18 protein-coding genes are annotated in these 26,469 nt (G+C 62.8%); 10 read left to right on the forward strand and 8 right to left on the reverse strand.

Annotation, left to right across the window (positions count from 1 at the left end; translation table 11 throughout):
* Window positions 1-18: 18 nt before the first annotated feature.
* Window positions 19-7,149 carry a LamG-like jellyroll fold domain-containing protein gene (locus PXK07_RS11615; RefSeq protein ID WP_274848449.1) on the reverse strand — a complete coding sequence of 2,377 codons (7,131 nt, stop codon included), beginning with the start codon at window positions 7,147-7,149 and terminating at the stop codon, window positions 19-21.
* Between the two features lie 197 nt (window positions 7,150-7,346).
* The gene (locus PXK07_RS11620; RefSeq protein WP_274848450.1) at window positions 7,347-8,294 is read right to left on the reverse strand and encodes a LysR family transcriptional regulator; all 948 of its coding nucleotides are present in this window, start codon (window positions 8,292-8,294) and stop codon (window positions 7,347-7,349) included.
* 83 nt (window positions 8,295-8,377) lie between these two features.
* Between PXK07_RS11620 and PXK07_RS11625 the strand changes: the two genes are divergently transcribed.
* From PXK07_RS11625 to PXK07_RS11660, 8 genes are read left to right on the forward strand one after another with little or no spacing between them, the layout of a single operon-like run.
* Window positions 8,378-9,451 (forward strand): maleylacetate reductase, encoded by a 1,074-nt coding sequence (locus tag PXK07_RS11625; protein WP_274848451.1) that lies wholly within the window; start codon window positions 8,378-8,380, stop codon window positions 9,449-9,451.
* Between the two features lie 31 nt (window positions 9,452-9,482).
* Entirely contained in the window at window positions 9,483-10,760 is a 1,278-nt protein-coding gene (locus PXK07_RS11630; RefSeq protein WP_274848452.1) for an ABC transporter substrate-binding protein, read from the forward strand.
* A gap of 46 nt (window positions 10,761-10,806) precedes the next feature.
* Entirely contained in the window at window positions 10,807-11,526 is a 720-nt protein-coding gene (locus tag PXK07_RS11635; RefSeq protein ID WP_274848453.1) for an ABC transporter ATP-binding protein, read from the forward strand.
* Window positions 11,526-12,320, forward strand: a complete 795-nt coding sequence (locus PXK07_RS11640) for an ABC transporter ATP-binding protein (protein WP_274848455.1) — start codon at window positions 11,526-11,528, stop codon at window positions 12,318-12,320. The genes PXK07_RS11635 and PXK07_RS11640 overlap by 1 nt, the downstream gene beginning before the upstream one ends.
* Entirely contained in the window at window positions 12,317-13,177 is an 861-nt protein-coding gene (locus tag PXK07_RS11645) for a branched-chain amino acid ABC transporter permease (RefSeq protein WP_274848457.1), read from the forward strand. Before PXK07_RS11640 ends, PXK07_RS11645 begins: the two co-directional genes overlap by 4 nt.
* A 1-nt stretch (window position 13,178) precedes the next feature.
* Complete coding sequence (locus PXK07_RS11650; RefSeq protein ID WP_274848458.1) at window positions 13,179-14,240, forward strand: branched-chain amino acid ABC transporter permease; 1,062 nt, start codon at window positions 13,179-13,181, stop codon at window positions 14,238-14,240.
* A 3-nt stretch (window positions 14,241-14,243) separates the two neighbouring features.
* Window positions 14,244-16,001, forward strand: a complete 1,758-nt coding sequence (locus tag PXK07_RS11655) for an FAD-dependent oxidoreductase (RefSeq protein WP_274848459.1) — start codon at window positions 14,244-14,246, stop codon at window positions 15,999-16,001.
* A 15-nt stretch (window positions 16,002-16,016) separates the two neighbouring features.
* Window positions 16,017-16,856: an intradiol ring-cleavage dioxygenase gene (locus tag PXK07_RS11660; RefSeq protein WP_274848460.1), complete on the forward strand. Its 840-nt coding sequence runs from the start codon at window positions 16,017-16,019 to the stop codon at window positions 16,854-16,856.
* 157 nt (window positions 16,857-17,013) lie between these two features.
* On the opposite strand, the gene PXK07_RS11665 is transcribed toward PXK07_RS11660, so the two are convergent.
* Entirely contained in the window at window positions 17,014-19,308 is a 2,295-nt protein-coding gene (locus tag PXK07_RS11665; protein WP_274848461.1) for an adenosylcobalamin-dependent ribonucleoside-diphosphate reductase, read from the reverse strand.
* A gap of 287 nt (window positions 19,309-19,595) precedes the next feature.
* Here PXK07_RS11665 and PXK07_RS11670 point away from each other — a divergent pair, with 287 nt between their 5' ends.
* Entirely contained in the window at window positions 19,596-20,033 is a 438-nt protein-coding gene (locus PXK07_RS11670) for a DUF1489 family protein (protein WP_446728371.1), read from the forward strand.
* Window positions 20,034-20,199: 166 nt separating this feature from the next.
* Here the strand turns inward: PXK07_RS11670 and hisG are convergent, their stop codons facing one another.
* The 4 genes from hisG to PXK07_RS11690 form a co-directional block, all read right to left on the reverse strand.
* Entirely contained in the window at window positions 20,200-20,898 is a 699-nt protein-coding gene (hisG, locus tag PXK07_RS11675) for an ATP phosphoribosyltransferase (RefSeq protein WP_274848463.1), read from the reverse strand.
* Window positions 20,895-21,983: an ATP phosphoribosyltransferase regulatory subunit gene (locus PXK07_RS11680; protein WP_274848465.1), complete on the reverse strand. Its 1,089-nt coding sequence runs from the start codon at window positions 21,981-21,983 to the stop codon at window positions 20,895-20,897. Before PXK07_RS11680 ends, hisG begins: the two co-directional genes overlap by 4 nt.
* A gap of 4 nt (window positions 21,984-21,987) precedes the next feature.
* Window positions 21,988-23,475 carry a histidine--tRNA ligase gene (hisS, locus tag PXK07_RS11685; RefSeq protein ID WP_274848466.1) on the reverse strand — a complete coding sequence of 496 codons (1,488 nt, stop codon included), beginning with the start codon at window positions 23,473-23,475 and terminating at the stop codon, window positions 21,988-21,990.
* Window positions 23,476-23,618: 143 nt separating this feature from the next.
* Window positions 23,619-24,425, reverse strand: a complete 807-nt coding sequence (locus tag PXK07_RS11690; RefSeq protein ID WP_274848468.1) for a crotonase/enoyl-CoA hydratase family protein — start codon at window positions 24,423-24,425, stop codon at window positions 23,619-23,621.
* 104 nt (window positions 24,426-24,529) lie between these two features.
* On the opposite strand from PXK07_RS11690, the gene PXK07_RS11695 reads away from it, so the two are divergent.
* Window positions 24,530-24,724, forward strand: a complete 195-nt coding sequence (locus PXK07_RS11695; RefSeq protein ID WP_274848469.1) for a SlyX family protein — start codon at window positions 24,530-24,532, stop codon at window positions 24,722-24,724.
* A 21-nt stretch (window positions 24,725-24,745) separates the two neighbouring features.
* Here PXK07_RS11695 and PXK07_RS11700 read toward each other — a convergent pair whose 3' ends face one another.
* Window positions 24,746-26,344 (reverse strand): putative bifunctional diguanylate cyclase/phosphodiesterase, encoded by a 1,599-nt coding sequence (locus PXK07_RS11700; protein WP_274848470.1) that lies wholly within the window; start codon window positions 26,342-26,344, stop codon window positions 24,746-24,748.
* Window positions 26,345-26,469 lie beyond the last annotated feature (125 nt).

Here is a 26,469-nt window from a genome sequence, read left to right on the forward strand (position 1 = left end):
TTGTTGAAATTCCGGCAATCAGCTCAAGGCGTAGGCCTCGGCCTCGTATTTCGAGATCATGTAGTCCAAGAGATCGCTGCGCAGTTCGGCCAGCTCGATGAAATCGGTCGAGCCATAGACCTGCGCCGCGGCAAAGAAATCCGTCCACCACGGCACGATATCCTTCAAAAGACCGGGCTTAGCCCCGGTGCCCAACATCTGATCGATGGCCTCGCCTATCTCGGTCGGGGTCGGATTGGGCACGGTGATCAGCTCATCCATCACGCCAAGGACCCAATGGTTCGATGCCAGGTTGGCGGGCGCCACGATATTGGGGGCGGTGGTATCGTCGCGCACCGGCTGGAAGGGCGCAGGAACGCGGCTGACATAGGTGGTTCGATACAGGATCCGCCACGGCTCTGTCGGGTTTGCGATCGCCTCGCGCATGGCATTGGCGGCGGCGCTGGTGGAATTGTTGAGCCAGTTCTGATCCACCACCTGGTTGAGTGCGGTGAAATTCTCGTCCTTGGGCGCCAGCATGAAGGACATGTAGCGGTAGCCATCCACCTTGCCCGGTGCGGGGCTTGTCTCATAGCCGAGAAATTCCAGCTCTCCCTTGTCGTTCATATGCAGCTTGGGGGCTGGCAGGAAATCGGTTGGATCGACGGTGCAGGACAGCGAGAAGGAATTCGCCGCCGTATCGGCCTTGCTGGCGCTCATGGTGAATGCACCGCCGAACATCGCGTCCGTTTCGATGTAATAGCCCCCGAAGGGCGTGCCGATATCGGATTTCAGCTCGGCGCCCAACGCGAATTTCAGATCGCTGGCGCCGCTGTGTTTCTCCATATAGCTGTTGGCCACGCTCTGTTCCTCGCGGCGCAGCCCCCCTGCAGCGGTCCAGACGTAGGTATTGACCAGGGATCGCTTGTTCACCTTGGCCGCAAAGTCATAGGCCGGGTTTTCCTTCAGCTTGGATTTCACGGCCCCCATGGACCCCAGAACACTGTAGCGGGTGGTGTCGAACTGGTCGTGATAGGCCTTGAGCTGCTCTTCCTGTTTTTCGATCTTTCTTTTCAGATCATAGGCTTCGACCGGCTTGAAGTAGCTGCCTCGCTCTTCGTTCGCGCCGGGGTAGTCAGGATCGTTGACCAGGCCGACCTTACCGTCCAACGTGCCGTTCTTGACGTATTTGGGGTTGATCGGAAAATCGATGATATTGCTGTCGATCGGGATCGTGTCGTTGGGCACCAGGGTATAGCCCACCGGCGTTTGCGTCCCCTTCAGCGCCTGCATGTACATGTCGGCCACCGCGGATTTCACCACGGCAGAGCCGATATTGTTCTGGATGTAGCGCCGCCCCACGGTCGGATTGAGGATATTGTCGGCAGGCTCCCAGGCTCCGGCAGGCGCAAAGGAAGAGGTCAGGGTTTCGGTATATTCATGGCTTTGCGATACATCATCGCTGGAGCCGATCCCCCCCGAAAGTGTCACCTTGCCGCCCAGGGTGAACTTGTTCTCCAAGACCTGGGTTTCAGCCTCTGCCCCCACCCCGACCGAGGTGCTGGTCTCGCTCTTTTGATAGAAGCCGCCGGTGAAGTTGAACTCCGAAATGAACTGGGCCGAGCTGCTGGCCTCAAAGGACCAGGTCTTGGCATCGCTTTCCACATAGGTCACCGAGGAAATGCTGGCATAGGCCGAAGCGGGCCCGCCCATGTCGCCAGACCAATAGGCCAGGGTCTGGTTTTCGCTCGGCAGCGGGGGACCACCCTCGATATAGCCGATGATCGACGGTTTGGTCTGCACCTGCCCGACGTAGATCGTATCGAGATCGCCGACCTTGTAACCCAGTTGCAGCACGGTGGTTTCTGCCGGGGTCGTATAGAAATACCCCCGCATCATTACCGAGTAGAGCTTGTCATAGGCATCACGTTGGGTGCTGGCATATTCGATGACGCTGGGCGCGTCGGACAGCTGCGCCACGGCATAGGCCGCCACCCCACCCAGGGCATTGACCACGGTATCCGCTTCGTTCTGGATGGGCGCCGCGTCCGAGGTCCAGCCAGGCACCGCCGAACTTGGCACCACGGTGCCATTGTTGCCGGTGCCGGTGGCATCATAGATCACGTCACCCGAGCCTGCCTCTATCTTCCAGTAGCCGCAAAGCCCGGTTTCCCCCCCCACATAGGGCGTGTTGCGAGCCTCGGCGATCTGCTGCAGGGTCAGGCGGATATCAAACAGCCGGATATCATCCAGCTGTCCCCTGAAGGGCAGCGTCGAGCCGCTGTCGCCCTTCAGCGCACCAAAAGTGAACTGGCTGGTGCCATAGCCCCCGACATCCGCCGCCGACTTGCGCTGCGGGATCGATGCGCCGCCGTCCACATAGATCGCCGCCTGCGACACATCCTGCCATACCGTCCACAGCTGGTTCGACGTCAGCACCATGGCGTTGTTCTTGGTCACATCCTTGGCGGTCTTGCCGTCCTGGTCGGCAAAATCCCATCCCGCCACCAGCCCGTCGGTGCTGCTGGGATAGCCATGGAACTTGTAGACCTGCGTGATCTCGGCGGAGTTCAGCGTCCGGCTCCAGACCCGCGCATGCGACAAAAGCCCCTGGAAATTGAAGGTCTTCTTGCCTGAAATACCCATGTAGAAAGGGCTGTCCTCGCTCTTGAAGGAGACCGGCTGTGTCAGGTCTTCCTTGTCGACCGGGGTCATCGCCAACTGCCCGTTCACATAGACCGAGGCCCGCAGGAAATACTTGGTCTCCACCATGCCGGAGGACCCGGTGCTATTGGCTACCGCCCCGGTGGTGAAGTTCACCACCACGTGATTGGTCTTGCCCAGCTCCACCGGCGCCGCAATCGGCGGAGCACTATAGGTCTTTGGCGGATCCTGGTAGGTTTCACTGGCCTGCTCCAGCTCCAGTTGCAGGTTCACCCGACCAAGAGTGTCGAGATAGAGCGAATAGCTCCCCGGTTTTTCAAAGATCACCTGTTTGGAATTGGCACTCTGAGGGACCATCCAGATCTCAAGCGCCAGATCCGACCCCGGCTTGAAGGCATCGCCATCAGTCACCTTGCCGGAATTCGCCCCCCCCAGATCGACGCCCCAGCCCTGCTCGGAGCTGAGCGCCACATGGGTCCAGTCCTTGATGATCCGGTTGGACTGCAGGATGTAGTCATTGCGCCCTGCGTAAGGCACGTCGAAGGCGCCGTTTTCATCCCAGGACGGGCTGGCGGGATTGATGATCTTTGCGTTGAACTCCGCCCCGGTATCGGCGGAATTCATCACCTCGGTGCCCGCCCCCTCGGCCAGGTTCCAGCGGATCCCCAGCTCCGCATCATTGTCGGGAAACCCATAGGTGTAGGATCCGGTTGCCTCGGCATCGCTCAGCGCCCGTTGCCAGAAGGCGATGCCGTTCAGCCGGGCGGGAAGCGATGCGCCAAGGTCCGAGCCCACCATCAAGGTACCCAGCCGATCGGTAAAGGTATTGTCGGCCTGTGCCGAAACCGGCGCCCCGTCATCGAGGAACAGCTTGAGCGTCACCTTGTCGTCAGCGGTCTTGGTCACCATGACCGTCAGGCAGGTCCAAGACGACGCCGACAGGGCTGCCGTCGAGGTGACCTGCGCCGCGCCATCGCGCAGGTTGGCCTCCACCTGCCCCATCTGATTTACGGAAAGGGTCAGATATGTCGCGCCACCCGTCACCGCAAAGACACTCAGCACGGTGCCGCTGGCACTGTCGTTGCTCAGCTTCACATAGGCCTGCACAGTCATATTCGGGGGGCGGAAATTGAAGGACTTCTGGAAATAGGTCGAGGATCCGGTGATCAGGGCGGGCCCCTGCTGGCTGCCGAGCATGTATTGGATCGGCAGGTCCGGATCGCTGAGATTGCCGGTCACATTATAGGTCAGTGCCCGGGTCAATTGCCCCTTGCCGCTGGCGTCGGGCTTGACCCAGCCTTCGATGGTCAGGTCCTTGCCCAATGCGATGGCTTCGGTCTTGGGCGTCTTGTCGACGCTGAACGAAACTGTGCCCGCATTGCCGACACTGGTGGTCAGGCTGAACTGCGGTGTCACCCGCATCCAGCCGCCATTGAACCCCAGCACCGAGATTGGCGCACGGCCACCTTCATAGTGGGCGGTATCGGACAATCGGCCAATGCCGCCATTGGTCGGCGGATCCGGCACCAGGCAACCAAACAGGCGCGACCCGCGCACCACCGTATCGCCGCTGCCCGCGCTCAGTGTCGCCGTCTGAAAGGCGCTCGCATCCGTCTTGGCAATGGGCTGAATGACAGAGGCGTCATAGCTCTGCCCCTGGAAAAGCACCCGCAAGAGGCCCGCATAGGCCAGGGCATTCGCCGGTTCCGCCGCCTTGGTGTTCATCACCGAACCGCTCAGCCCGTTGGTCTTGGCAAAGACCTGTTTGGCGATCCCGGTCTTGTATCCCTCGGGGTAGCTGTATTCCTTGTCCGCGCCATTGATGATCCTGGCAAAGGCGATCTGGTCGCGCGGAACCTCAGCCAGTTTGGTGCCTGCAATTGTCACCGTGCAATAGGCGCTGGATGACCCTTGCGCGATCACCAGCGAGAAATCCTTGAGCGCGTCCCGGACGAAGAAGATCACATGGGCCTGCGCCTCGTCCGAGCGGTTCAGCGTCACCTCGCTTGCATAGGCGCGGCTGCCGGGGGTGGTGACGCTCGTGTAGTCATAGTTGTCCGGCCGCCCGGTCATCAGGTCCATCAGCCCCCGTGCCGAGGCCGGAGCAGCGGGCCAATTGTGGGCGATCTTGCCCTCGTCCCAGTTGCTTGGCCGTGCAGCGACGAAGGCAAGATCCACCTCGTCCGGCTGCGTCGCTTGCACAACCGTCACGCTTTGCAGCTGCGGTTCGATACCGGGCACCGAGGTGAACAGAAAATAGCTGTCGTCTGCGACTGTGGGGGCCAGCACGAGGGGCAAGGTGCCGCTGTAGTCGAAAAAGGGCGTGCTCTGGTTCAGCACATCCGGATCGTCCGGGCTGCCGGAAGCAGCCCCGTTCCAGACCTTGACAAACTGATCGATATCGCGCGGCAGGCCGGTCCAGGTTTCGGTGCCGATACCGCCGTCTGCCGCCACGGTTACATCGCACAACAGCGTCGAGGTGGCCGAGGGCCGCACGGTGATCTCGGTCTGGTTCAGCGAGGTACCGACCCGATGCGCCACGAAACTCAACTGGCCGCTTTGCGCCTTCTCGGGCGAGGCCAGCACGGTTGCGCTGACATGACGCCAATCCTGCGCGCGGTGCTGGTAGAACATGTGAGGCGCAGTGGCCCGGATCGAGGGCATGGAGGCGCTGCGGTCCTGATCCTCTCCACCGCCCTGGCTCCAGTCGGTGTTCCAATCCGCCGAGAAGGTCGCCCGCGCCGAGGTCTTGGAATATTGCGTCACCGACAGATCCGCATCCGCGCCCTTGAAATAGAGATGCAGCAACCCGTCCGATCCATCCATCAGGCAGATCGCCGATTGCGGTGCGATGAAATCGGCCAGGCCGACATAGTAGCTCAGCCCGTCATCGCTGACATAGAAGGCGCCATTGGAGTTGGCGCTGACCGGGGCCGAGGACGGCTCACTCTTTGCGCCAAAAACCTGGGCCACGATATCGGCACTGGCGGAATTCGGTGTGGTGGCAGGCTGCACCGTGTAATCGACGCTGTTGCAGGGCAGATCCAGCACCAGATCCTCCGCGACCTTGACCTTGATCTGGTTCAGCGCCCCTTCGAACCCGTCTTGCGGCGCGCCGATCAGGCTGATGGCCGACCCCGAAGGCTCTGCTCCGGCGCTCACCGATGTCAGCGGCGTCACATTACCGTTGAGCTTGACCGTGAACGGATTCTCCCCCTTGCCCGCATAGGAGACCTCGATGGCCGACCAGTTGCCCGGAAACAGCACCTGCTGCAGGGTGCGGCAGGTGACCGAGGAGGTACCATCGCCAAATCCGATCTCCAGCTTGCCACCATCGACGATGCGCACAAAGGGCGCGGCCGTCTTGGGATCCGCATCCGTATCACCGCCGATAATCTGCGCCCCATCCGCAAGCCCGCTTGGCGACACCAGGACTGCCAGTGCATAGGGGCCGGATATGGCCAGCGGATTGCTGCCGCCCCCCTGTTGCACCAGCGACAGATGCGCCGCCGTGGTGAAATCGAGGTCGAACTCCGCGGGCGATATGGCATCGGCCACGATTGTGCCGCTCAGCTTTGCGATGGTCCCGGCGGGGCCGACCGCGCTGTCGATGGTCGCGGTCTTGACCTCCTCCGCATCCGCAACCGGGATCGCCAGCATCACCCGGACCGCCCGTTTGACTCCGATGCTTGTGCCATCGGGACCGACCACATTTTCATGTTTGGTATAGGCTGCCGCCCGCGGGGGCGATTGTGCCTGCAGGGCATCGCCCTCGGCCTTGAGCGCAAGCGAGAACACCGAATCCGGCTCGATCTCATAGTCGGCGGTCACTGTCTTGCCGGAATAATCCAAAAGGCCCGTGTCACTGGGCGGAAAGTTGAACATGTTGAACGATGTGCCGTCGGGACGCAGGGTGACGAACTGCCAGGCCATGAACGACTGCCCGCTGACCGGGAGAAAGAAGACCTCGAAGTTGCCGTCACTGATCCCATCGACCATCGACAGTTCCAGCGTCGGCTCCAGGAAGGGCTCGCCGTCTCCATTGATGAACCCCTGGCTATCGGAACTGTCCGCCGGAATGTCTTCCTTGCCAGAACGGGAAAACCGCACCTCCCAGGCCGGGTTCAGACTGTAGCTGGTAGCGTTCTCGGTCGACTCGGTCTGCGTCTTCAGCAGCCGGAACCGGTTCACATAGAGCGTGCCCAGCTCTGATTGCTGGATCACGCTGATATAGGCCTGATCGGTGATCACGCGAAACGGTGCGCGCGATGGCCGCCGGGTCGTTGCATCCGCAGCGACGGTGATCAGGCTCATCCCCGCCTGGCGCAGCTGATCCGGAAAGTCGAGCTTGGTGAAGCCGGTCCAGTCCAGTTTCGGATCATCCGCGCTGTCATCCTGGCCCAGCACATTGAAATAGATATCGGCAGAGACGCTGCCCACCGCACGTCCAAAAACAATGACCGTTCCCTGGAAATTCACGGAAACCAATTGCTCGAATTCAAGCATAACGGCGCCCCCCGATAAAAAGTAACGATGTCAGAATATTCTCGCTAAAGTAGAATTAACACTATACCTTGGGTTGCGCCCGTCAAGGGGGGAGGCGCCAATGGGGAGAGGCCGAGTGCCGCATGGATTCGGGCCGACGGGTGGATTTGTGCTGTCAGGAACGGTCTATTCCTGTTCTGCATGAGGCCCGGGCTGGGTCAACGCCACAGCTGGTCCTTGCGATGCTGCACGATCCTGCGGGACAGTGATTCAAACTGCGCGTGCACGAAGGTGCGGAACCGCCGGGCCGCCGGGCTCTGCTGGGCCTCGGATGCCACCAGCAAGCCCAACTCGCGATCCGGGTGGCCGATATCAAGGGACAGCGCCGCGATACGCGCATGATCCTTCATCATGAACACGACCGAATAGGGCAGGATCGTCAAACTGTCCGATCCCGTCAGCACGCCGATCACCGAAGCCAGGGATCCGCCCGAACAACTGATGCGAAAATCCTCTGCCCCGATATTCGAAAGCGCCCGCCTGAGATCCTTGTAGAGCGGGCTGTCGGCGGGCGGCGCGATCCAGGGGTAGTTTTCGATCTCCTTGGCGGTGATGAACTTGCTGCGTGTCAGCGGGTGGTTCTCGCGGCACACCACGACGTTCAACCCCTGCAGGATCGGCTGAAAGCTGAGGTCAGCGGGAACCCGGGACCGCCGCAATGGGACAATAGCGATATCCAATGTGCCAAGGCGCAGACGCTCGATCAGGGGATCGGCGTAGCCATAGGACTGATCGACCCTTACATCCGGGATCTCTTGCTGGAAACGGGCGATCATGCTGGCGATCACCCCATCCATGAAGATCGGTGTTCCGGCAACGCGCACCAGGCCCGAATGCCCGGTCCGGAACCGCGCAACCAGGTCGGATGCCTTGGCATTGGCCTTCAGCACCGCCTGCCCCTGCTCGGCCAGCGCCAGCCCCAGATCCGTCGGTTGCAAGGGGCGACGGCCCGGTTTGAACAGCGGCGCGCCGATCCGCGCCTCCAGTTGCGACAGCGTACGAGAGACCGATGGCTGCGACTTGCCAAGGGCCTCAGCCCCCTCAGTCAACCCACCATGTTCAACGATGGCGGCAAGAATTTCGAGGTGTCGTGGATCCAGCTTCATAACTTTGCGTTATATTAAACCAAGGGCTTTCGATCAAATTCGCAGTTTTCCCATGCTATCCGAACCTCGGGAGAACAAAAAGCATGTCGTATTTTCAAAAAAAGTTCGTCGCAAACAGCGCGGCCATGCGGGTGCGGTTCGGTCCCGGTGTCCGCCACCAGGTCGCAGAGGAGATCCACCGTCTTGGCGCCCGTCGGGCGCTGATCCTGTCGACGCCGCAACAGGCCGACGCGGCAATGGACTTGGCCGAGGATGTGGGGGCCCTGGCGGCGGGGCTGTTCAGCCGGGCGACCATGCACACCCCGATTGACGTGACGACAGAAGCCCTCGCCCATGCACGGGAAATCGAGGCCGATTGCCTGATCGCCGTCGGAGGCGGATCGACCACGGGTCTCAGCAAGGCGATCGCCTATCGCACCGACCTGCCGCAGATCGTGGTGCCGACGACCTATGCCGGCAGCGAAGCCACCCCGATCCTTGGGCAGACCGAAGCGGGACGCAAAGTCACGCTGACCGACCCCAAGGTCCAGCCCGAAGTGATCCTTTATGACGCGGAGCTGATCACTTCCCTACCCGTCGCAATGACCGTCACCAGCGCGCTCAATGCGATTGCCCATGCGGCCGAAGCGCTCTATGCGCGGGATCGTAATCCGCTCTCGACTGCGCTGGCCGTCGAGGGCATGCGCGCCTTTGCCGAAAGCCTGCCCCGGGTCATCCAGGCGCCCGACAGGCTCGATGCGCGGGGCGAAACGCTATATGGCGCATGGCTCTGCGGAACGGTTCTGGGCCAGGTCGGCATGGCGCTGCATCACAAGCTTTGCCACACCCTGGGCGGTTCCTTCGACCTGCCCCATGCTGAAACCCATGCAATCATCCTGCCGCATGCGATTGCCTATAACGCCGCGGCAGTGCCCGATCTGCTGACCCCGGTGACCGAGATCTTTGGCGGAGAGACGCCCGGCGCGGCCTTGCACGGCTTTGCCGCAGGCTGCGGCGCCCCCCTCAAACTGGCCGATCTGGGCCTGGCGTCCTCCGATCTGGACCGCGCTGCCGATCTTGCCACGCAAAACGCCTATTGGAACCCGGCAGAGATCGACCGGGACGCCATTCGCCACCTGCTGGAGGCCGCCTATTGCGGCAGACCGCCCGGCAGCTGACTCATCTGAAATCTCAAGGGAGGAGACCGAGATGCTAACACGCCGTACCCTGTTGAAATCAAGCGCCGCCACGGGGCTGACCCTGGCTGTCGGCGGGTTGGCTGCCCCCGCCATCGCCCGGGGCGCCCGTATCCGTGTGGGCTATGTTACCCCGCAATCGGGCCCGCTTGCGGCCTTTGCCGAAGCCGACCGGTTCATCCTGGACGGATTTGCCGCGACCGAGGTCGGCGCCAATTTCGAAGTCATCGTGAAAGACAGCCAATCCAATCCCAACCGCGCCGCCGAAGTCGCGCAGGAACTGATCGTCGATGAGGAGATCGACCTGATGCTGGTGGCCTCCACCCCGGAAACGACGAACCCGGTCACAACCACCTGCGAGAACGAGGAAATCCCCTGCATCTCCACCGTTGCCCCCTGGCAGCCCTGGTTCATCGGACAGCAGGGCAACCCGGGCGATCCCGGCAGCTGGCGCCCGTTCAACTATGCCTATCATTTCTTCTGGGGGCTGGAGGACGTGATTGCCGTCTTCACCAATATGTGGGGGCAGTTGGACACCAACAAGTCGGTCGGCGCGCTGTTTCCCAACGACGGTGACGGCAATGCCTGGGGCGACCCCAATGTCGGCTTCCCGCCGGTGCTCGCACAGCAAGGCTACAGCCTGACGGATACCGGTCGCTATCAGAACCTGACGGATGATTTCACCGCGCAGATCAATGCCTTCAAACGCGCAAACGTGGATATCGTCACCGGCGTGGTCATCCCGCCCGATTTCACCACCTTCTGGACCCAGGCCAAACAGCAGGGCTTTACCCCCAAGGCGGCCTCGATCGGCAAGGCCATCCTGTTCCCGCAGGCGGTCGAGGCATTGGGCGACACCGGGCACAACCTGTCCTCCGAGGTCTGGTGGTCGCCGACCCATCCCTTCTCCTCGTCGCTGAACGGCATGAGTTCCGGCGATCTGGCCACCGGTTTCACCGCCGCGACGGGACGGCAATGGACCCAGCCCATCGGATTTGTGCATGCGCTGTTCGAAGTGGCCGCCGATGTCATGGGGCGGGTCAGCGACAGTGGAGATCCCGATGCGGTGAGCGAAGCCATCGCCGCCACCGATCTCAACACCATCGTCGGACCGCTCAGCTGGAACGGTGCGGGCCTGCCGCCCTTTGCCGCCGCGAATGTGGCCAAGACCCCCCTGGTCGGCGGTCAGTGGCGCCTGCGCGACGGCGGTGGCTACGACCTGGTGATCGTCGACAACACGACCGCGCCCGATGTTCCGACAGGCGGCATGATGGAAGCAATCATCGCCTGATCCCACAGGCCTGGCGGCGGGTCCTGCCCGCCGCAATGGAGGAAGAATGCCAGTTCTGTCGCTCAACCATGTCTCCATGAGCTTTGGATCGCTCACGGTCACCGACGATGTGTCCTTCGAGGTCCCGGCGGGAGAGGCGCTTGGAATCATCGGTCCAAACGGTGCGGGGAAATCGACCCTGTTCAACCTGATCACCGGAAATCTGACGCCGGACGCGGGCCAGATCCATTTCCAGGGACACGATGTGACGCGGGTTCCGGCGATGCGTCGCTGCCTGGATGGTGTCGGGCGCTCGTTCCAGATCCCGCAGCCCTTCGACAAGCTGACCGTCTTCGAGAACCTGCTGGTCGCGGCAACGCACGGGCGCGCCCGTTCCGAGGCCGAGGTCATGGAAGACTGCGCCCGCGTGCTGGAACGCACGGGCCTCATGCCCAAGGCCAATGCCCCGGCAGGGTCGTTGTCGCTCCTGGAGCGCAAGCGGCTGGAACTGGCCCGGGCCATGGCGACCGCTCCCAAGCTGCTGCTTCTGGATGAAATCGCCGGCGGTCTGACGGAGGGCGAGTGCCAGTCGCTGGTTCAGACCATCCGCGAAATCCACGCCGAGGGTGTCACGATCATCTGGATTGAACATGTGCTGCATGCGCTGACCAGCGTCGTCGAACGCCTGCTCGTCCTTGATTTCGGCCGCGTCATCGGGATCGGCGACCCGGCCGAGATCATGGAGAGCCGGGAGGTCCAGGAAATCTACTTGGGGATCGAAGTCTGATGGCGCTTCTTGAAACACATGGGCTGACCGCCCGATACGGCGATTTTCAGGCCCTGTTCGGCGTCGATATCGCGCTGGAGCCCGGCGAGACGGTGGCCATCATCGGCGCCAACGGGGCCGGGAAGACCACGCTGATGCGATCGATCACTGGAGTGCTGAACAACGACGCCGCGCAGATCAGGCACAGGGGCGTGGAGATCGGGCACCTGCAGGCCGACACCATCATGAAACGCGGGATCGCCATGGTGCCCGAAGGACGCAGGCTGTTCCCCTCGCTCACGGTCGAGGAAAACCTGATCATCGGCGGCCAGCACAAGGGCGGGCGGGATCTCGGCGACCGGATCGACAGCTTTCTGTGCCGCCTCCTGGGTGGGCCTGATCCGATGGAACTTGCCGCAGGGCATGATGGCTCGGGCTATTGGAGCCTCGATACGGTCTATGACCTCTTTCCCATCCTGAAAGAACGCCGCCACAGCCCCGGCACCGCGCTGTCGGGAGGGCAACAGCAGATGGTGGCCATCGGGCGCGCTTTGATGTCGAACCCGGATATCCTGCTGTGCGACGAGATCAGCCTTGGCCTCGCGCCGGTGGTGATCAAGGACATCTATCAGGCCTTGCCCCGGATCAAGGAGAACGGCGCAAGCCTGATCGTGGTCGAACAGGATATCGGCCAGGCGCTGAAGATCGCGGACCGGGTCTATTGCCTGATGGAAGGCCGGGTGACGCTTGAGGGACGCCCCTCGGAGATCACCCGCGACGACATTCACGCAGCCTATTTCGGAGAAACCGCATGATCTGGATCGATACCATCGTGCAGGGCATCCTGCTGGGCGGTCTTTACGCGCTTTTTGCCGCCGGGCTCAGCCTGGTCTTCGGCATCATGCGGCTGGTGAACCTGGCCCATGGCGACCTGATCGTTCTGGGATCCTATGTCATTCTGTTTGTGGTCAGCGCCTTAGGGATCAACCCGTTTCTTGCTGCGGCGCTGGCCGCGCCTGTCATGTTTCTGCTGGGGTGGGTGCTGCAGAAACTGGTGCTGAACCGCACCCTGGGCGAAGACATCCTGCCCCCGCTGCTGGTGACCTTCGGCCTGTCCATCGTCATTCAGAACGGTCTTCTGGAGGGGTTCTCGGCCGATAGCCAGCGGATGTCCCTCGGTGCGCTTGAAACCGCATCGGTCAGCCTGGGACCGATCACCATGGGCGTGATGCCCCTGATGACCTTTGCATCGGCGATCTTGGTCATCGTGGCGCTGAACCAGCTGTTCTATCGTACCGCGATCGGGCGGGCCTTCCGGGCGACCTCGGATGATGCCACCACCGCCAGCCTGATGGGGATACGGCCCGACCGGGTGTTCGCCAGCGCGACGGCCATCGCCATGCTCGTGGTCACCATTGCCGCGCTCTATCTCGGCACCCGAGCGAATTTCGACCCCTCCATTGGCCCGGCGCGCCTGATCTATGCCTTTGAAGCGGTCATTATCGGTGGCCTCGGCAGTCTCTGGGGCACTTTGATCGGTGGCATCATCATCGGTGTGGCCCAGACCCTGGGCGCTGCAATAAACCCGGAATGGCAGATCCTCGCGGGCCATGTCGCCTTTCTGATCGTCCTGCTTGTGCGCCCGCGCGGCCTGTTTCCGAAGGGGGCTTGAGATGTCCGCCACCTATTCCGTCACCACCCGGACAAAATCCTCCTCGATCGCAGTCCTGCTCGCGGTCCTGAGTGTCGCCGTTCTGATTGCGGCGCCCGGATTTGCCGCGCGCGGGACCATTCAGGACCTGTTCTTCATCCTGACCATGCTGACGCTGGCGCAATTCTGGAACCTGCTGGCGGGATACGGCGGGCTGGTGTCCGTCGGTCAGCAAGCCTTTGTGGGTCTTGGTGCCTATGCGCTATATGGCGCGGTGATCCTGGGCGGCATTGATCCAGTGATGTCGATCCTGGTGGCCGGAGTCGCGGCCCTCCTGCTGGCCGTTCCCACCGGTTTCTTCGCCTTCCGCCTGCACGGCGCCTATTTCGCGATCGGCACCTGGGTGATCGCCGAAGTTGTCCGCCTGTCGGTTGCCCAATGGCGCTCTGTGGGAGGTGGCACCGGCACCTCTCTGCCGCGCGAGGCCCTGCGCGAGATGGTGCTGGTCGACTGGATCCAGGAGCTGTTTGGGGTCCGCTCCAGTGCGGCGCGGGATATTCTTGCCTATTGGATCGCGCTTGCCCTGGCCGTAGGCACCATCACCGGCATCTATTGGCTGCTCCGCAGCAAGCGCGGCCTGGCCCTGTCGGCGGTGCGCGACAATATCGAGGCGGCGCAATCCGTTGGCGTTGACGCAGGGCGCATGCGCTGGCTGGTCTTCCTGACCTCGGCCTTCGGCACCGGTCTGGCCGGCGGGCTGATCTATCTGCAAAAGGCGCGCATCTCTCCCGATGCGGCCTTCAGCGTGACCGATTGGACCGCCTATGTGATCTTCATCGTGGTGATCGGCGGCATCGGTACAATCGAGGGCCCGATCCTGGGCGTACTTATCTTCTTTCTCCTTCAGAACCTGCTGGCCGACTACGGCTCCTGGTACCTGATGATACTGGGGCTCATCGGCATCGGCGTGATGCTGTTTGCGCCACGCGGCCTTTGGGGGCTGATCTCTGAGAAAACTGGATTGCAACTTTTCCCCGTGCGGCGACGGCTTGTCGGCGGGCAGCTTACGAACAAGGAGGGCTAAGTCATGGCCAAATTCAACACGGATGTTCTGATTATCGGGACCGGACCTGCGGGATCGGCCACGGCGGCGCTCTTGTCGAGCTACGGCATCGAGAACATGGCCATCAACCGCTATCGCTGGCTGGCCAATACGCCGCGCGCCCATATCACCAACCAGCGCTGCATGGAGGTGCTGCGCGATCTGGGACATGAGGTGGAGGCCGAGGCCTATATGCATGGCGCCCACCAGGACCTGATGGGAGAGAACGTGTTCTGCGAAAGCCTGGCCGGTGAGGAAATCGGGCGGATGAAAAGCTGGGGCAAGCACCCGCTGAGCCGCGCCGCGCATCAACTGGCCTCCCCCTGCCACATGATCGACCTGCCGCAGACCTTCATGGAGCCGATCCTGTTCGGCACCGCCTGCCGACGCGGCACCCAGGCGCGCATGTCGGTGGAGTATCTCAGCCATGTGCAAGACGCCGAGGGCGTGACCACCACCTGCCGCGACCGGCTCTCGGGCGAGGAATTCACCATCCGCTCGAAATACCTGGTCGGCGCGGATGGCGGCAACTCCATGGTGGCCGAACAGGAAAACCTGCCCTTCGAAGGAGCCATGGGCGTCGGCGGATCGATGAACATCCTGTTCAAGGCCGATCTGTCCAAATATGTCGCGCACCGGCCATCGGTGCTCTATTGGGTCATGCAGCCCGGCGCCGATGTCGGCGGCATCGGCATGGGCCTGGTGCGGATGGTGCGCCCCTGGAACGAATGGCTGATCGTCTGGGGCTATGACATCAACCAGCCCGCGCCGGAGGTGGATGCCGAATTTGCAACCGGCGTTGCCCGGCAGCTGGTCGGAGATCCCGAGCTCGAGATCGAGCTGATCTCTGCCAACACCTGGACGGTAAACAACAAATACGCCACCAACATGCAAAAGGGCCGGGTGTTCATCATGGGCGATGCGGCGCACCGCCATCCGCCCTCCAACGGGCTGGGATCCAACACATCCATCCAGGATGGGTTCAATCTCGCCTGGAAACTGGCCGCGGTGATCAAGGGCGAAGCCGGCGAGGCGCTGCTGGAGAGCTACACGACCGAGCGGGCGCCGATTGCCAAGCAGATCGTCACCCGCGCCAATCAGTCCATCACCGAATTCGGCCCGATCTTCGACTCTCTGGGAATGACCGAAGGGGTGAAGCCCGAGATCATGCAGGAGAACCTAAAAGCCCGCTGCGATACCACGCCCGAGGCCGAAAAACAGCGAGAAGCCATCCGCGAGGCCATCGCCTTCAAGAAATACGAGTTCGATGCCCATGGGGTCGAAATGAACCAGCGCTATCGCTCGGATGTCATCGAAACCGACGGCCAGATCGAACCGGCCTTCGACATGGACGCGGAGCTGCATTACCAGCCGACCACCTGGCCCGGCGCGCGGCTGCCGCACGTCTGGGTGTTTGATCACGACACCGGCGAGCAGGTCTCGACCCTGGATCTGTGCGGACACGGCCAGCTGACCCTGCTGACCGGTATCGGCGGCGAAGCCTGGGCCGAGGCGGCCGCCAAGGTGGGCGCGGATATGGGCATCCCGATCCGGGTTCATCTGATCGGCCCCCGCCGCAAGGTCGTGGACCATACCGGCGACTGGGCCCGGGCGCGCGAGATCACCGACTCGGGCTGCATTCTGGTCCGTCCGGATCACCATGTCGCCTGGCGCGCCGAGGCGATGACAAACACCCCCGCAGGCGATCTTCGGCGGGTGCTGTCCAAGATCATGGCCCGCTAGGAAGGGAGAGAACACATGTCGGAGTATTTCAGTGAAGCCAGCTCGGCCGATGTGGTCAATGCACGGATGGGGGCGCAAACGGACCCGCGCCTGCGGCAGATCATGCATGCGCTGGTCAGCCATCTCCATGCCTTCATCAAGGATGTGGAGCCAACCACTGCGGAATGGGAGGCCGCCATCGATTTCCTGACCAAAACCGGGCAGCTGTGCTCGGAGACACGCCAGGAGTTCATCCTGCTGTCGGACGTGCTTGGCGTTTCAATGCTGGTGGATGCGATCAACCACCGCCGCCCCGATGGGGCCACCGAAAACACGGTCTTCGGCCCCTTCCATGTGGACGGTGCGCCGGAGCTGGCCATGGGCGCCAATATCTCGCTCGATGGCAAAGGCGAAAGCTGCCTGTTCGAAGGACGGGTCCTTGATCTGGACGGAAATCCTGTCGAAGGGGCGGTGGTCGATGTCTGGTCGGACAATGCAGACGGATTCTACGACGTTCAGCAACCCGGCATTCAGCCCCAGTGGAACAACCGCGGTGTATTCCGCACCGGGGCGGATGGGCGGTACTGGTTCCGCGGCGTGAAACCGGTCTCATACCCGATCCCGGACGATGGGCCGGTGGGGCAGATGCTGGAGCGGGTCGAACGTCACCCATGGCGGCCCGCACATATGCATTTTCTGGTTCACGCCTCCGGGTTTGAATCCGTAACCACGCACACATTTGTCGAGGGTGATCCCTACCTCGAAAGCGATGCGGTCTTCGGGGTCAAGAAATCGCTGATCGCCCCCTTCGAGAGGACAGATGGCGGCGACACCTCATGGCGCTCGCAATTCGATTTCATCCTGAAGCCGATGTAGAATGAGGCCGGTGTGGGCCCGGCGCCCAGGTATGGATCGCGCCGGGCCTCGAACTCGATTTGCAGCCAAGGCAGCGGTGGCGCCCATTCGTTCTCCATCCAGATCAGCCGTGCCCCACGCAGATCAGCCGGACCTCATGCCATCAGCCTTGTGCGGATCAGCCACATTTGGAATGGCCGCAACTCCTGCATGTCATGCAGCCCTCGACCATCTGCATCGCGTATTGACCGCAGGCGGGGCAGGCCTTGCCGTTGGGTGACTTCAGATTGACGACCTGCGCCTTGGGGTCGGATTTCAGCCCCATGCCCTCTCCTTCGAGGAAACCGATGGCCACCATGTGTTTTTCGATCACCCCGCCAATGGCCGCCAGGATCGATGGGATATACTTCCCCTCGACCCAGGCACCGCCGCGCGGATCGAACACGGCCTTCAGTTCTTCCACCACGAAGGACACATCGCCCCCACGGCGGAACACGGCCGAGATCATCCGGGTCAGTGCCAGCGTCCAGGCGTAGTGCTCCATGTTCTTGGAATTGATGAAGACCTCGAACGGGCGGCGGTGGCCGCCGATGACGATATCGTTGATCGTGAGATAGATCGCATGCGGGCTGTCCGGCCACTTCAGCTTGTAGGTATGGCCCTCAAGGCTCTGCGGACGATCCAGGGGGTCCGACATATAGACCACTTCAGCACCATTCTCGCGGTCGCTTTCGTGGGGCGCATCCGCAGTTTCGCCCGGCGCGGTATCGGCGCTTTCGCTGACCGACAAGACCGATCCGGTGACATCATTGGGCCGATAGGTGGTGCAGCCCTTGCAGCCCTGATCCCAGGCCTGCATGTAGACATCCTTGAAATCATCGAAGGAGATATCCTCGGGGCAGTTGATGGTCTTCGAAATGGAACTGTCGATCCACTTCTGCGCCGCCGCCTGCATACGGACGTGGTCGGCGGGCGCCAGGGTCTGGGCATTGACGAAATAGTCGGGCAGTTCGGCATCGGCACCGAACTTGTCGCGGTACATCCTGACCGCGTAGTCCACGACCTCCTCCTCTGTCCGCGAGCCGTCCCTTTGCAGCACCTTGCGGGTATAGGCATAGGCAAAGACCGGCTCGATCCCCGACGAGACGTTGCCCGCATAAAGGCTGATGGTGCCGGTGGGCGCGATCGAGGTCAGCAGGGCGTTGCGGATGCCATGGTCGCGGATCGCGGCGCGCACGTCCTCATCCATGTTCATCATATTGCCCGAAGCCAGGTATTTCTCCGCATCGAACAGCGGGAAAGCGCCTTTCTCCCTGGCAAGATCCACCGAGGCCAGATAGGCGGCGCGGGCGATCTGCTGCAGCCAGCGCTCCGCCTGACGCGCCGCCTCCTGCGAGCCATAGCGCAGACCCAGCATCAGCAATGCGTCGGCCAGCCCCGTCACGCCAAGGCCGATCCGACGCTTGTTGCGCGCCTCCGCCGCCTGCGCCTCCAGCGGGAACTTGGAGACATCCACCACATTGTCCATCATCCGCACCGCCGTGGCGACCAGGCCCTGCATCTCTGCCAGGTCCAATTCGGCATCGGCATCAAAAGGGTTGCTGACCAGCCGCGCCAGGTTGATCGATCCCAGAAGGCAGGCGCCATAGGGTGGCAGGGGCTGCTCGCCACAGGGGTTGGTGGCGCTGATCTCCTCGACATAGGACAGGTTGTTGGCCTTGTTGATCCGGTCGATGAAGATCACCCCCGGTTCGGCATAGTCATAGGTGGCCTGCATGATCTTGTTCCAGAGATCACGGGCCTCGACCGTGTGGTAGACCTTGTCGCCAAAGACCAGGTCCCAGGATCGGCCCTCTTTCACCGCCTCCATGAAATCATCCGTCACCAGCACCGACATGTTGAACATGCGCAGCCGGGCCGGATCGGATTTTGCGGTGATGAAATCCTCGATATCGGGATGATCGCAGCGCATGGTGGCCATCATGGCGCCGCGGCGCGAACCGGCCGACATGATGGTGCGGCACATGGCATCCCACACATCCATGAAGGACAAGGGCCCCGAGGCATCCGCCGCCACGCCGCGCACATCAGCGCCGCGCGGGCGGATGGTGGAGAAATCATAGCCGATTCCGCCGCCCTGCTGCATGGTCAGCGCCGCTTCCTTCAGCATGTCGAATATGCCGCCCATGCTGTCGGGCACCGTGCCCATGACAAAACAGTTGAACAGGGTCACCTGCCGCGCGGTACCCGCCCCTGCGGTGATGCGTCCGGCGGGCAGGAATTTGAAATCTTCCAGCGCCGCGTAGAACCGCGCCTCCCAGTGGTCGGGCGTCTCCTCACCCTCGGCCAGGGCCCGCGCGATCCGACGCCAACTGTCTTCGACGGTCATGTCAATCGGAGTGCCATCCGCCTGCTTGAAGCGGTATTTCATATCCCAGATCTGCTCGGCGATGGGGGCGGCAAAGCGGCTCATAAGGCGAATCTCTCCTGGCAGGCCCAAAAAGGCGTAACGCTTGCAGTATGGCACGGTTTCGCCGCGGCTCCGCGATGAATTCTAGCCCTTCGCCGATGCCACCCGTCGCACAGATCTTTTTTCCTTTTCTGCTAACACCTTGGCCCAGTGGCATCATCACGCGCAGATCGCGGCAGGCAGGCTGCATCTCCTGCCCAAAAGTCACCTGCCGGAACTTGCCGCCTGCTGCAAAAACACTAGAGTGGGCGCCCTGGGCGCTGCAGCGCCCGGAACAAGACAGTTTGGGGATGGCCTTGGAAAAACACGTCAATCTGGTCAAGCTCTCGGTCGGGACCGAAAGCGTGGAGAGCCTTGCGGCCTGGCAGGATCACTATCGCCAGAGCCTGCCCGAAGCCCTGCCCCGCCATGTGACCCGCATGTGGCCCAAACGTGAGGCGGAGCTGCTGAATGGCGGATCCATCTACTGGGTGATCAAGGGGGTGATCCAGTGCCGCCAGCGCATCCTGCGGCTGGATGAGGTCTCGGGCAGCGATGGCATCCGCCGCTGTGCCATCGTGTTGGACCCGGAGCTGCACCGCACCCACAGCGCACCACGGCGCCCCTTTCAGGGCTGGCGCTACCTGAAGCCGGAGGACAGCCCGGCGGACCTGCCCGAAGGGCGCGCGCAGGAAGACCCGCTGCCTGCGGAACTGTCACAGGCCCTTGCGGATATCGGCGTTCTCTAGGCGCCCAGGCCATCCCAAGCCCTCTGCGCCGAACCGCCACTCCCCAATATCGACAGCAGGGCGCTCCCGCGTCGGCTACGGGTATTGAAATACCCTTGCCGCCTTGGGCCCAGCCCCCGCAGGCGCGGGGGCGGTCGCGACATGAGGCCTCGGGCCCGCGGGTTGGTCAACCAGCCTGCTCGATCCCTTTCAGGAGCGCTTTCAGCGCGCTCTTTTCCTCGGCGCTGTAGCTCGCCTCGCGGCTGCGCCAGAGGGTGGCCTGGGATTTCAACACCAGACCATCGCTCAAGAGCTTCAAATGGTTTGCGCGCAGAGTTTCACCGGTAGAGGTGATATCCGCGACCATTTCGGCGGTCTCGTTCTTCACCGTGCCTTCGGTGGCGCCCTGGCTGTCCACCAGCTGGTAATCGGCGACCCCGGCTTCGTTCAGGAATTCGCGCACCAGACGGTGGTACTTGGTGGCGATCCGCAACCGGTGACCATGGGTCTGGCGAAAGGCTGCTGCAACCGCATCCAGATCATCCAGATTGTCCACATCGATCCAGAATTGCGGCACCGCCAGCACCAGATCGGCGAAGCCAAAGCCCATCGGCTCCAGTTCCTCGACCTGCTGCTCCCAACGCGGCAGTTTCTCCTGCACCAGATCGGTGCCCGTGACGCCCAGGTGAATGCGCCCGGCGGCCAGTTCCCGCGGGATTTCGCTGGCCGACAGCAGGATCAGTTCCATACCTTCGACCCCCTCCACCGCACCGGCATATTCACGCTCGGATCCGGTGCGGGACAGGGTGACCCCCCGTTTGGCAAACCAGTCAAAGGTCTTTTCCATCAACCGCCCCTTGGAGGGCACGCCCAGTTTCAGGCTCATGACTTGCCCTCCTCGAGCATCAGCATCAGGTCGGGACGCAAGACCGCGCCAACCGCCGGAATTTCCCCACCCTGGCCCAGTTGCCGGGTCAGCGCATCATAGCGCCCACCACTGGCCAAGGGCGGCAGGCCGGGGTGGCCTTCGGCGTAGAACCCGAAGACGAAGCCGTCATAGTATTCCATCGAGGTGCGCCCATAGGAGGCTTCGAAATCCAAGGTGTCCACATCGATCCCGCGCGCCTTCATCGCGGCTGTGCGCGCTTCAAGACGGTCCAGAGCGGGCAGGATCGCGGGCAGATCCACCGCGATATCACGCATCTGCTCAATGGCATAGGGCAGCGTTTCGCGCACCGCCATCAGCGCCTCCAGCGCCAAGAGCTCGTGCTCGGAAATCGGAGGCATGGCGGCATCGGCGCGCAGGAGGTCGACGCGGGCATCGACCTCGGCGGCGCGGCGCTTGCCGATCTCCGGCGCCGATCCGCTCAACGCGCCTTCGGTGGACAGGAGCTTCTTGCGGCTCTCCGGCACAGTGCCCCGCCCCGCATAGCGTTCCAGCAGGCTGCGGAACCGGCGCGGGCGCCAGATGTGACGCATCAGGGCGGATTTCCGTTTCTCGGTCGTGTTGAGCCCTTCGACCGCAGCCATCAGGATGCCGATATCGCCGGTGGCCGCCCGCAGGGGCAGGCCGCGCAATTGCAGTGCAATCAGGGCGAAGACCTCGGCATCGGCACTGGCGGGATCATTGCGGTCAAAGACCTCATATCCCACCTGCACGTATTCGTTGGCGCGATCCGGGTCATGCTCCTGACGGCGAAAGACCTCACCGGCATAGGTATAGCGCGCCGGTTCGGCCCCCTCGCGCATATGCATCTGCACCACCGGCACGGTGAAATCGGGGCGCAGCATCTGCTCGCCCCTGAGCGCATCCGAGGTGATATAGGCACGGGCGCGAATATCCTCGCCATAAAGATCCAGCAGGGTCTCGGCAGGTTGCAGCAGGGGCGGATCGACCACCTGCGCGCCCGCCGCCTCGAATGTCATCCGCAGCCGGGTGGCGCGGGCCAATATGTCTGAGCGTGTGGGCATCGGCCTAGTCCTGACTGTCAAGGATGTCACGCACCTTGGCGACGAGACCCTCGCGGGGCACCTCGAACTGGCTGGGGCGTTCCTTCCATTCCTCCAACGTGGCGCTTTCGGCGATCTTGGCGCCAAGGATCAAGTCCTTGATCTGCACCACGCCGCGCTCTTTCTCGTCGCCGCCTTCGATCACGGCGACCGGGGAATGACGTTTGTCCGCATATTTCAGCTGGTTGCCGAAATTCTTGGGGTTGCCAAGGTAGACCTCGGCGCGGATGCCCGCCGCCCGCAATTCCGTCACCATGGCCTGATAATCGGCCATGCGGTCGCGATCCATCACGGTGACCACAACGGGGCCCTTGGGCTGGGTGGCAAGGCGTCCCTTTTCGCGCAGGGCCGCCAGCAGGCGATCCACACCGATGGAGACCCCCACGGCGGGGACTTCCTGACCGGTGAAGCGCTTGACCAGCCCGTCATAGCGACCACCGCCCGCAACCGAGCCGAACTGGCGCTTGCGGCCCTTTTCATCGAGGATCTCGAAGGTCAGCTCGGCCTCGAAGACCGGGCCGGTGTAATAGCCAAGGCCACGCACCACAGACGGGTCGATCTCGATCCGGTCAGAGCCATAGCCACCAGCGGCCAGCAGCGCGCCGATCTGTTCCAGCTCGGCAATGCCTTCGGCGCCGATCTTGCTGTCGCCCACGGCGGCGCGCAGATTGTCCAGCGTGCCAGCGGTATCGGCAGCCTTGGAGGTCAGGAAGGCCAGCACAGGCGCGGCCTGTTCATCGCTGAGGCCGACGCCATCGATATAGGCGCCCGAGGCATCCAGCCGCCCCTTGGTCAGCAGCTGGCGCACGCCCTCTTCGCCGACCTTGTCGAACTTGTCGATGGTGCGCAGCACATCATCGCGGGAGGCGGCGCCCTCTTCCAGGCCCATCGCCTCCAGCACACCGTTCAGGACCTTGCGGTTGTTGACCCGCACCAGGTAATCACCGCGCGGAATGCCGACGGTCTCCAGCGTGTCCGCCAGCATGGCGCAGATCTCGGCGTCTGCCGCCATGGACGAGGTGCCCACGGTATCGGCGTCGCATTGGTAGAACTGGCGATAGCGGCCCGGTCCCGGCTTTTCATTGCGCCACACAGGCCCCATCGCATAGCGGCGATAGGGGGTGGGCAGATCGTTACGGTGCTGGGCATAGACCCGCGCCAGGGGCGCCGTCAGATCATAGCGCAGCGCCATCCAGTCGCCCTTGCCGTCCTCGTCGGCCTCCTGCCAGGCAAAGACGCCCTCGTTGGGGCGATCCACATCCGGCAGGAACTTGCCCAGCGCCTCGACCGTTTCCACGGCGGAAGATTCCAGCGCATCAAACCCGTATCGATGGTAGACCCCGGCAATCGCCTGCAGCATTTCAGAGCGCTGAGTGACCTCGGCGCCGAAATAATCGCGGAAGCCCTTGGGCGTGATGGCCTTGGGGCGGGGTTGCTTCTTGACTTTGGCCATTGTGGCCTCCTCACGGGTGTCTTTGGGTCTGATACGTGCGCGCGGTCTAGCCGATGCATGTAACAACGGCAAGGTAGCGTTGCAGCGCGGGGCCGTCTTGGCGGTGCCCCGGTTCGATCGTGGCGGCAGCTTTGGCGCTGTCCTCAGATCTCGGCGAAATCGCCGGACCTGCCTTTTCCGGCGGCGAACCGGGCCGCGCCCTCGCGTCCCTCGCGGGCAAAGGCCGCAAAGGAGCGCCACTCGCGCCTGAGTGCCGCCGCCAGATCGGCGGGTGCCATACGCGCCGACAGATGATCCGCCAGCATGCAGGCCTGGGGGAAACGCACCAGATCGGCGGCCAGATCCTGAGCCACCTGCAAAGCCTCGCTCTTGGCGCAGATACGATCGGCCAGCCCCATCGCCTGCGCCTCTTCCGGCCCGATCCCGCGCCCGGTCAGGATCAGGTCATTGGCCCGCCCCTGCCCCAGGATGCGCGGCAGGCGCACGGTGCCGCCATCGATCAGCGGCACGCCCCAGCGACGGCAATAGACACCGGCCACGGCACCTTCGGCCATCACCCGCAGATCGCACCAGGCGGCCAGTTCCAGCCCGCCCGCAACCGCCGGTCCTTCGATGGCGGCAATCACCGGTTTTTCAAGCATCAGCCGCGACGGCCCCATGGGGCCGGGCAAGGGATCCTGCATCGGATCGGACCAGTCTTCGGGGATATCAAGCCCCGCGATCCAATCATCGGCGGCGCCGGAACCTGCGGTTTTCAGATCAAAGCCTGCGCAGAAATAGCCGCCTTGCCCGGTCAGCACCGCCACCCGTGCGTCGTCATCCGCGGCGAAGGCCAGAAACGCCTGGTAGAGCGCCCGTGCCGTGGCCGGGTCCACCGCGTTGCGCGCCTCGGGGCGGCAGATGGAAATCGTGGTGATCCCATCGCGGGTTTCGCTGCGCACTGTTGTCATTGGCTGTCCTCCCAGACGATCCTGTCCGGGGCAGACTGGCCTTTCTCCCATGGACCGGCAAGCCAGCTCGGCGTATGACGTTGCGCAGTAAAGGAGACCGAGCCATGCAGCATCTGGAAGAGCAGATCGCCCATCTGACCCGCACCGTGGATGAACTGAGCGACGTGGTCGCCCGCCAGCAGAGTGAGCTGGACCGGCTCACCCATCGGGTACAGATGCTGTTCGAACGAGAAGCCAGCCGCGCGCAGGAAGGCACCGGCGGCGTCATCTTTGCCGACGAGCGCCCGCCGCATTACTGAGCTGCAGACCTGACCCCAAAGTCAGCCCGCCTTGGGGAAATGGTCCTGTGTTTGCGCCGGATCTCTCGGCTCACGTAGCAGCGAGGACCATTTGGTCTCCAGCATCCACTCCACATCCTCGCCGGACATGGGCCGCGCAAAATGATAGCCCTGCCCCATCTCGCAATTCACCGATTGCAGGAACCCCAGATCCCCGTCGCTTTCGACACCTTCCGCGGTCACGGCAAGATCAAGCCCGTGCGCCAGGGCCAGAATGCCGGAAACGATTCTCTGGTTTTCGGGGCTTTTCTGGATATCTGAGATGAAGCTGCCGTCGATCTTGATTCCGTCGAAGGGCAATTGACGCAGATTGGACAGCGAGGAGAAGCCCGCGCCAAAATCATCCAGCGCCAGGGTGATCCCCAGGGCCCGCAGCTCCGACAAGGCGGCCTGGGCGGCGGCAAAATCGGTCATGATGGCGGTTTCGGTCAACTCGATCTCAAGCCGCTTCGGATCAAAGCCGGTCTCTTCCAGGGTCTCCTTGATCCGCTCGACCAGATGCCCATCGCGAAACTGCGTTGGCGACAGGTTCACCGCCAGACGCAGGGCCGGATCCCAGCCCTGCGCCGCGATCAAAGACTGGCGCAGAACGCTCCAGCCCAGCGGCGCGATCAAACCGACATCCTCGGCGATCTCGATAAAGACATCGGGCGGCACCACGCCGCGCCTGTCATGGGTCCAGCGCGCCAGCACCTCGAAACCGCAAAGCCGGTCCGTGGTGATGTCAAAGACCGGCTGGAAGAAGGGCGCGATCTGATCCTTGGCGACGGCCTCTTTCAGGTCGGCCTCCAGGGCGCGCCGTTCCCGCGTCTTTTCTTCCAGTTCCGCATCGAACCAGGCGAATGTCCCGCGCCCGCTCTTCTTGGCCGAATACAGGGCCTGATCGGCAAAGCGCAACGCATCCTCGGTGGCGTGTTCCGGTGCCAGAAGGGCCAGCCCGATGCTGGTGCCGACCGACAGTTTGGTCCCATCCGCGATGATCGGCTGCGAAATCGCGGCAAGCAGCCTTGCGGCCAGATCTTCGGCCCGTTCGGTGGTGGAGCAGGTACATAGGGCGATTGCAAATTCGTCGCCGCCCAGCCGGGCCACCATGTCGGCCTCGACCAGTTCCGCCTGCAGCCGGGCCGCGGTTTCCGTCAGCACCAGGTCGCCATAGGCATGGCCATGGATATCATTCACCGCCTTGAACCGGTCGAGATCCATCATCATCACGATGAAACCATCGCCATCGCCCTGGCAATCCAGGTTCGCCAGACGGTCGGTAAAGGCGCGCCGGTTTGGCAATCCGGTCAAGGCATCGTGGCAGGCAAAGCGCTGAGCAGCCTTTTCGGCCTGATCGCGTTCCTTGACCACCGTCACCAGTTGGCGAGAGCGGACAATCAGCGCGATGCACATGCCCACAGCCAAGTTCAGGACCAGAATCGCCAGTTCATCCAGTTCCCAATCCTCGTGACTGCGACTGAATTCGTAGAAGGCATCAAATGCATCGACTTCAACGCTGATCGCAAAGGTCAGAGCCGTCCCTGCCACGATCAGCAGATAGACCCAGTTTTCTTTCAGCTTGGAAAAGAACGATGACACGCAGCGGCCCCGGAGCAAGTGGAATTGCTCCCTGTCCTAGGCCAGTTCTCCTAGGGTCAGGACCCATTGATTTCCGTCCAGCGGCGTGATTCACGGTTCGAAAATCGAGCGGTAACATGTCTGAT

Source organism: Phaeobacter sp. QD34_24 (assembly GCF_028890115.1).
In the GTDB taxonomy this organism is placed as follows: Bacteria; Pseudomonadota; Alphaproteobacteria; order Rhodobacterales; family Rhodobacteraceae; genus Phycobacter.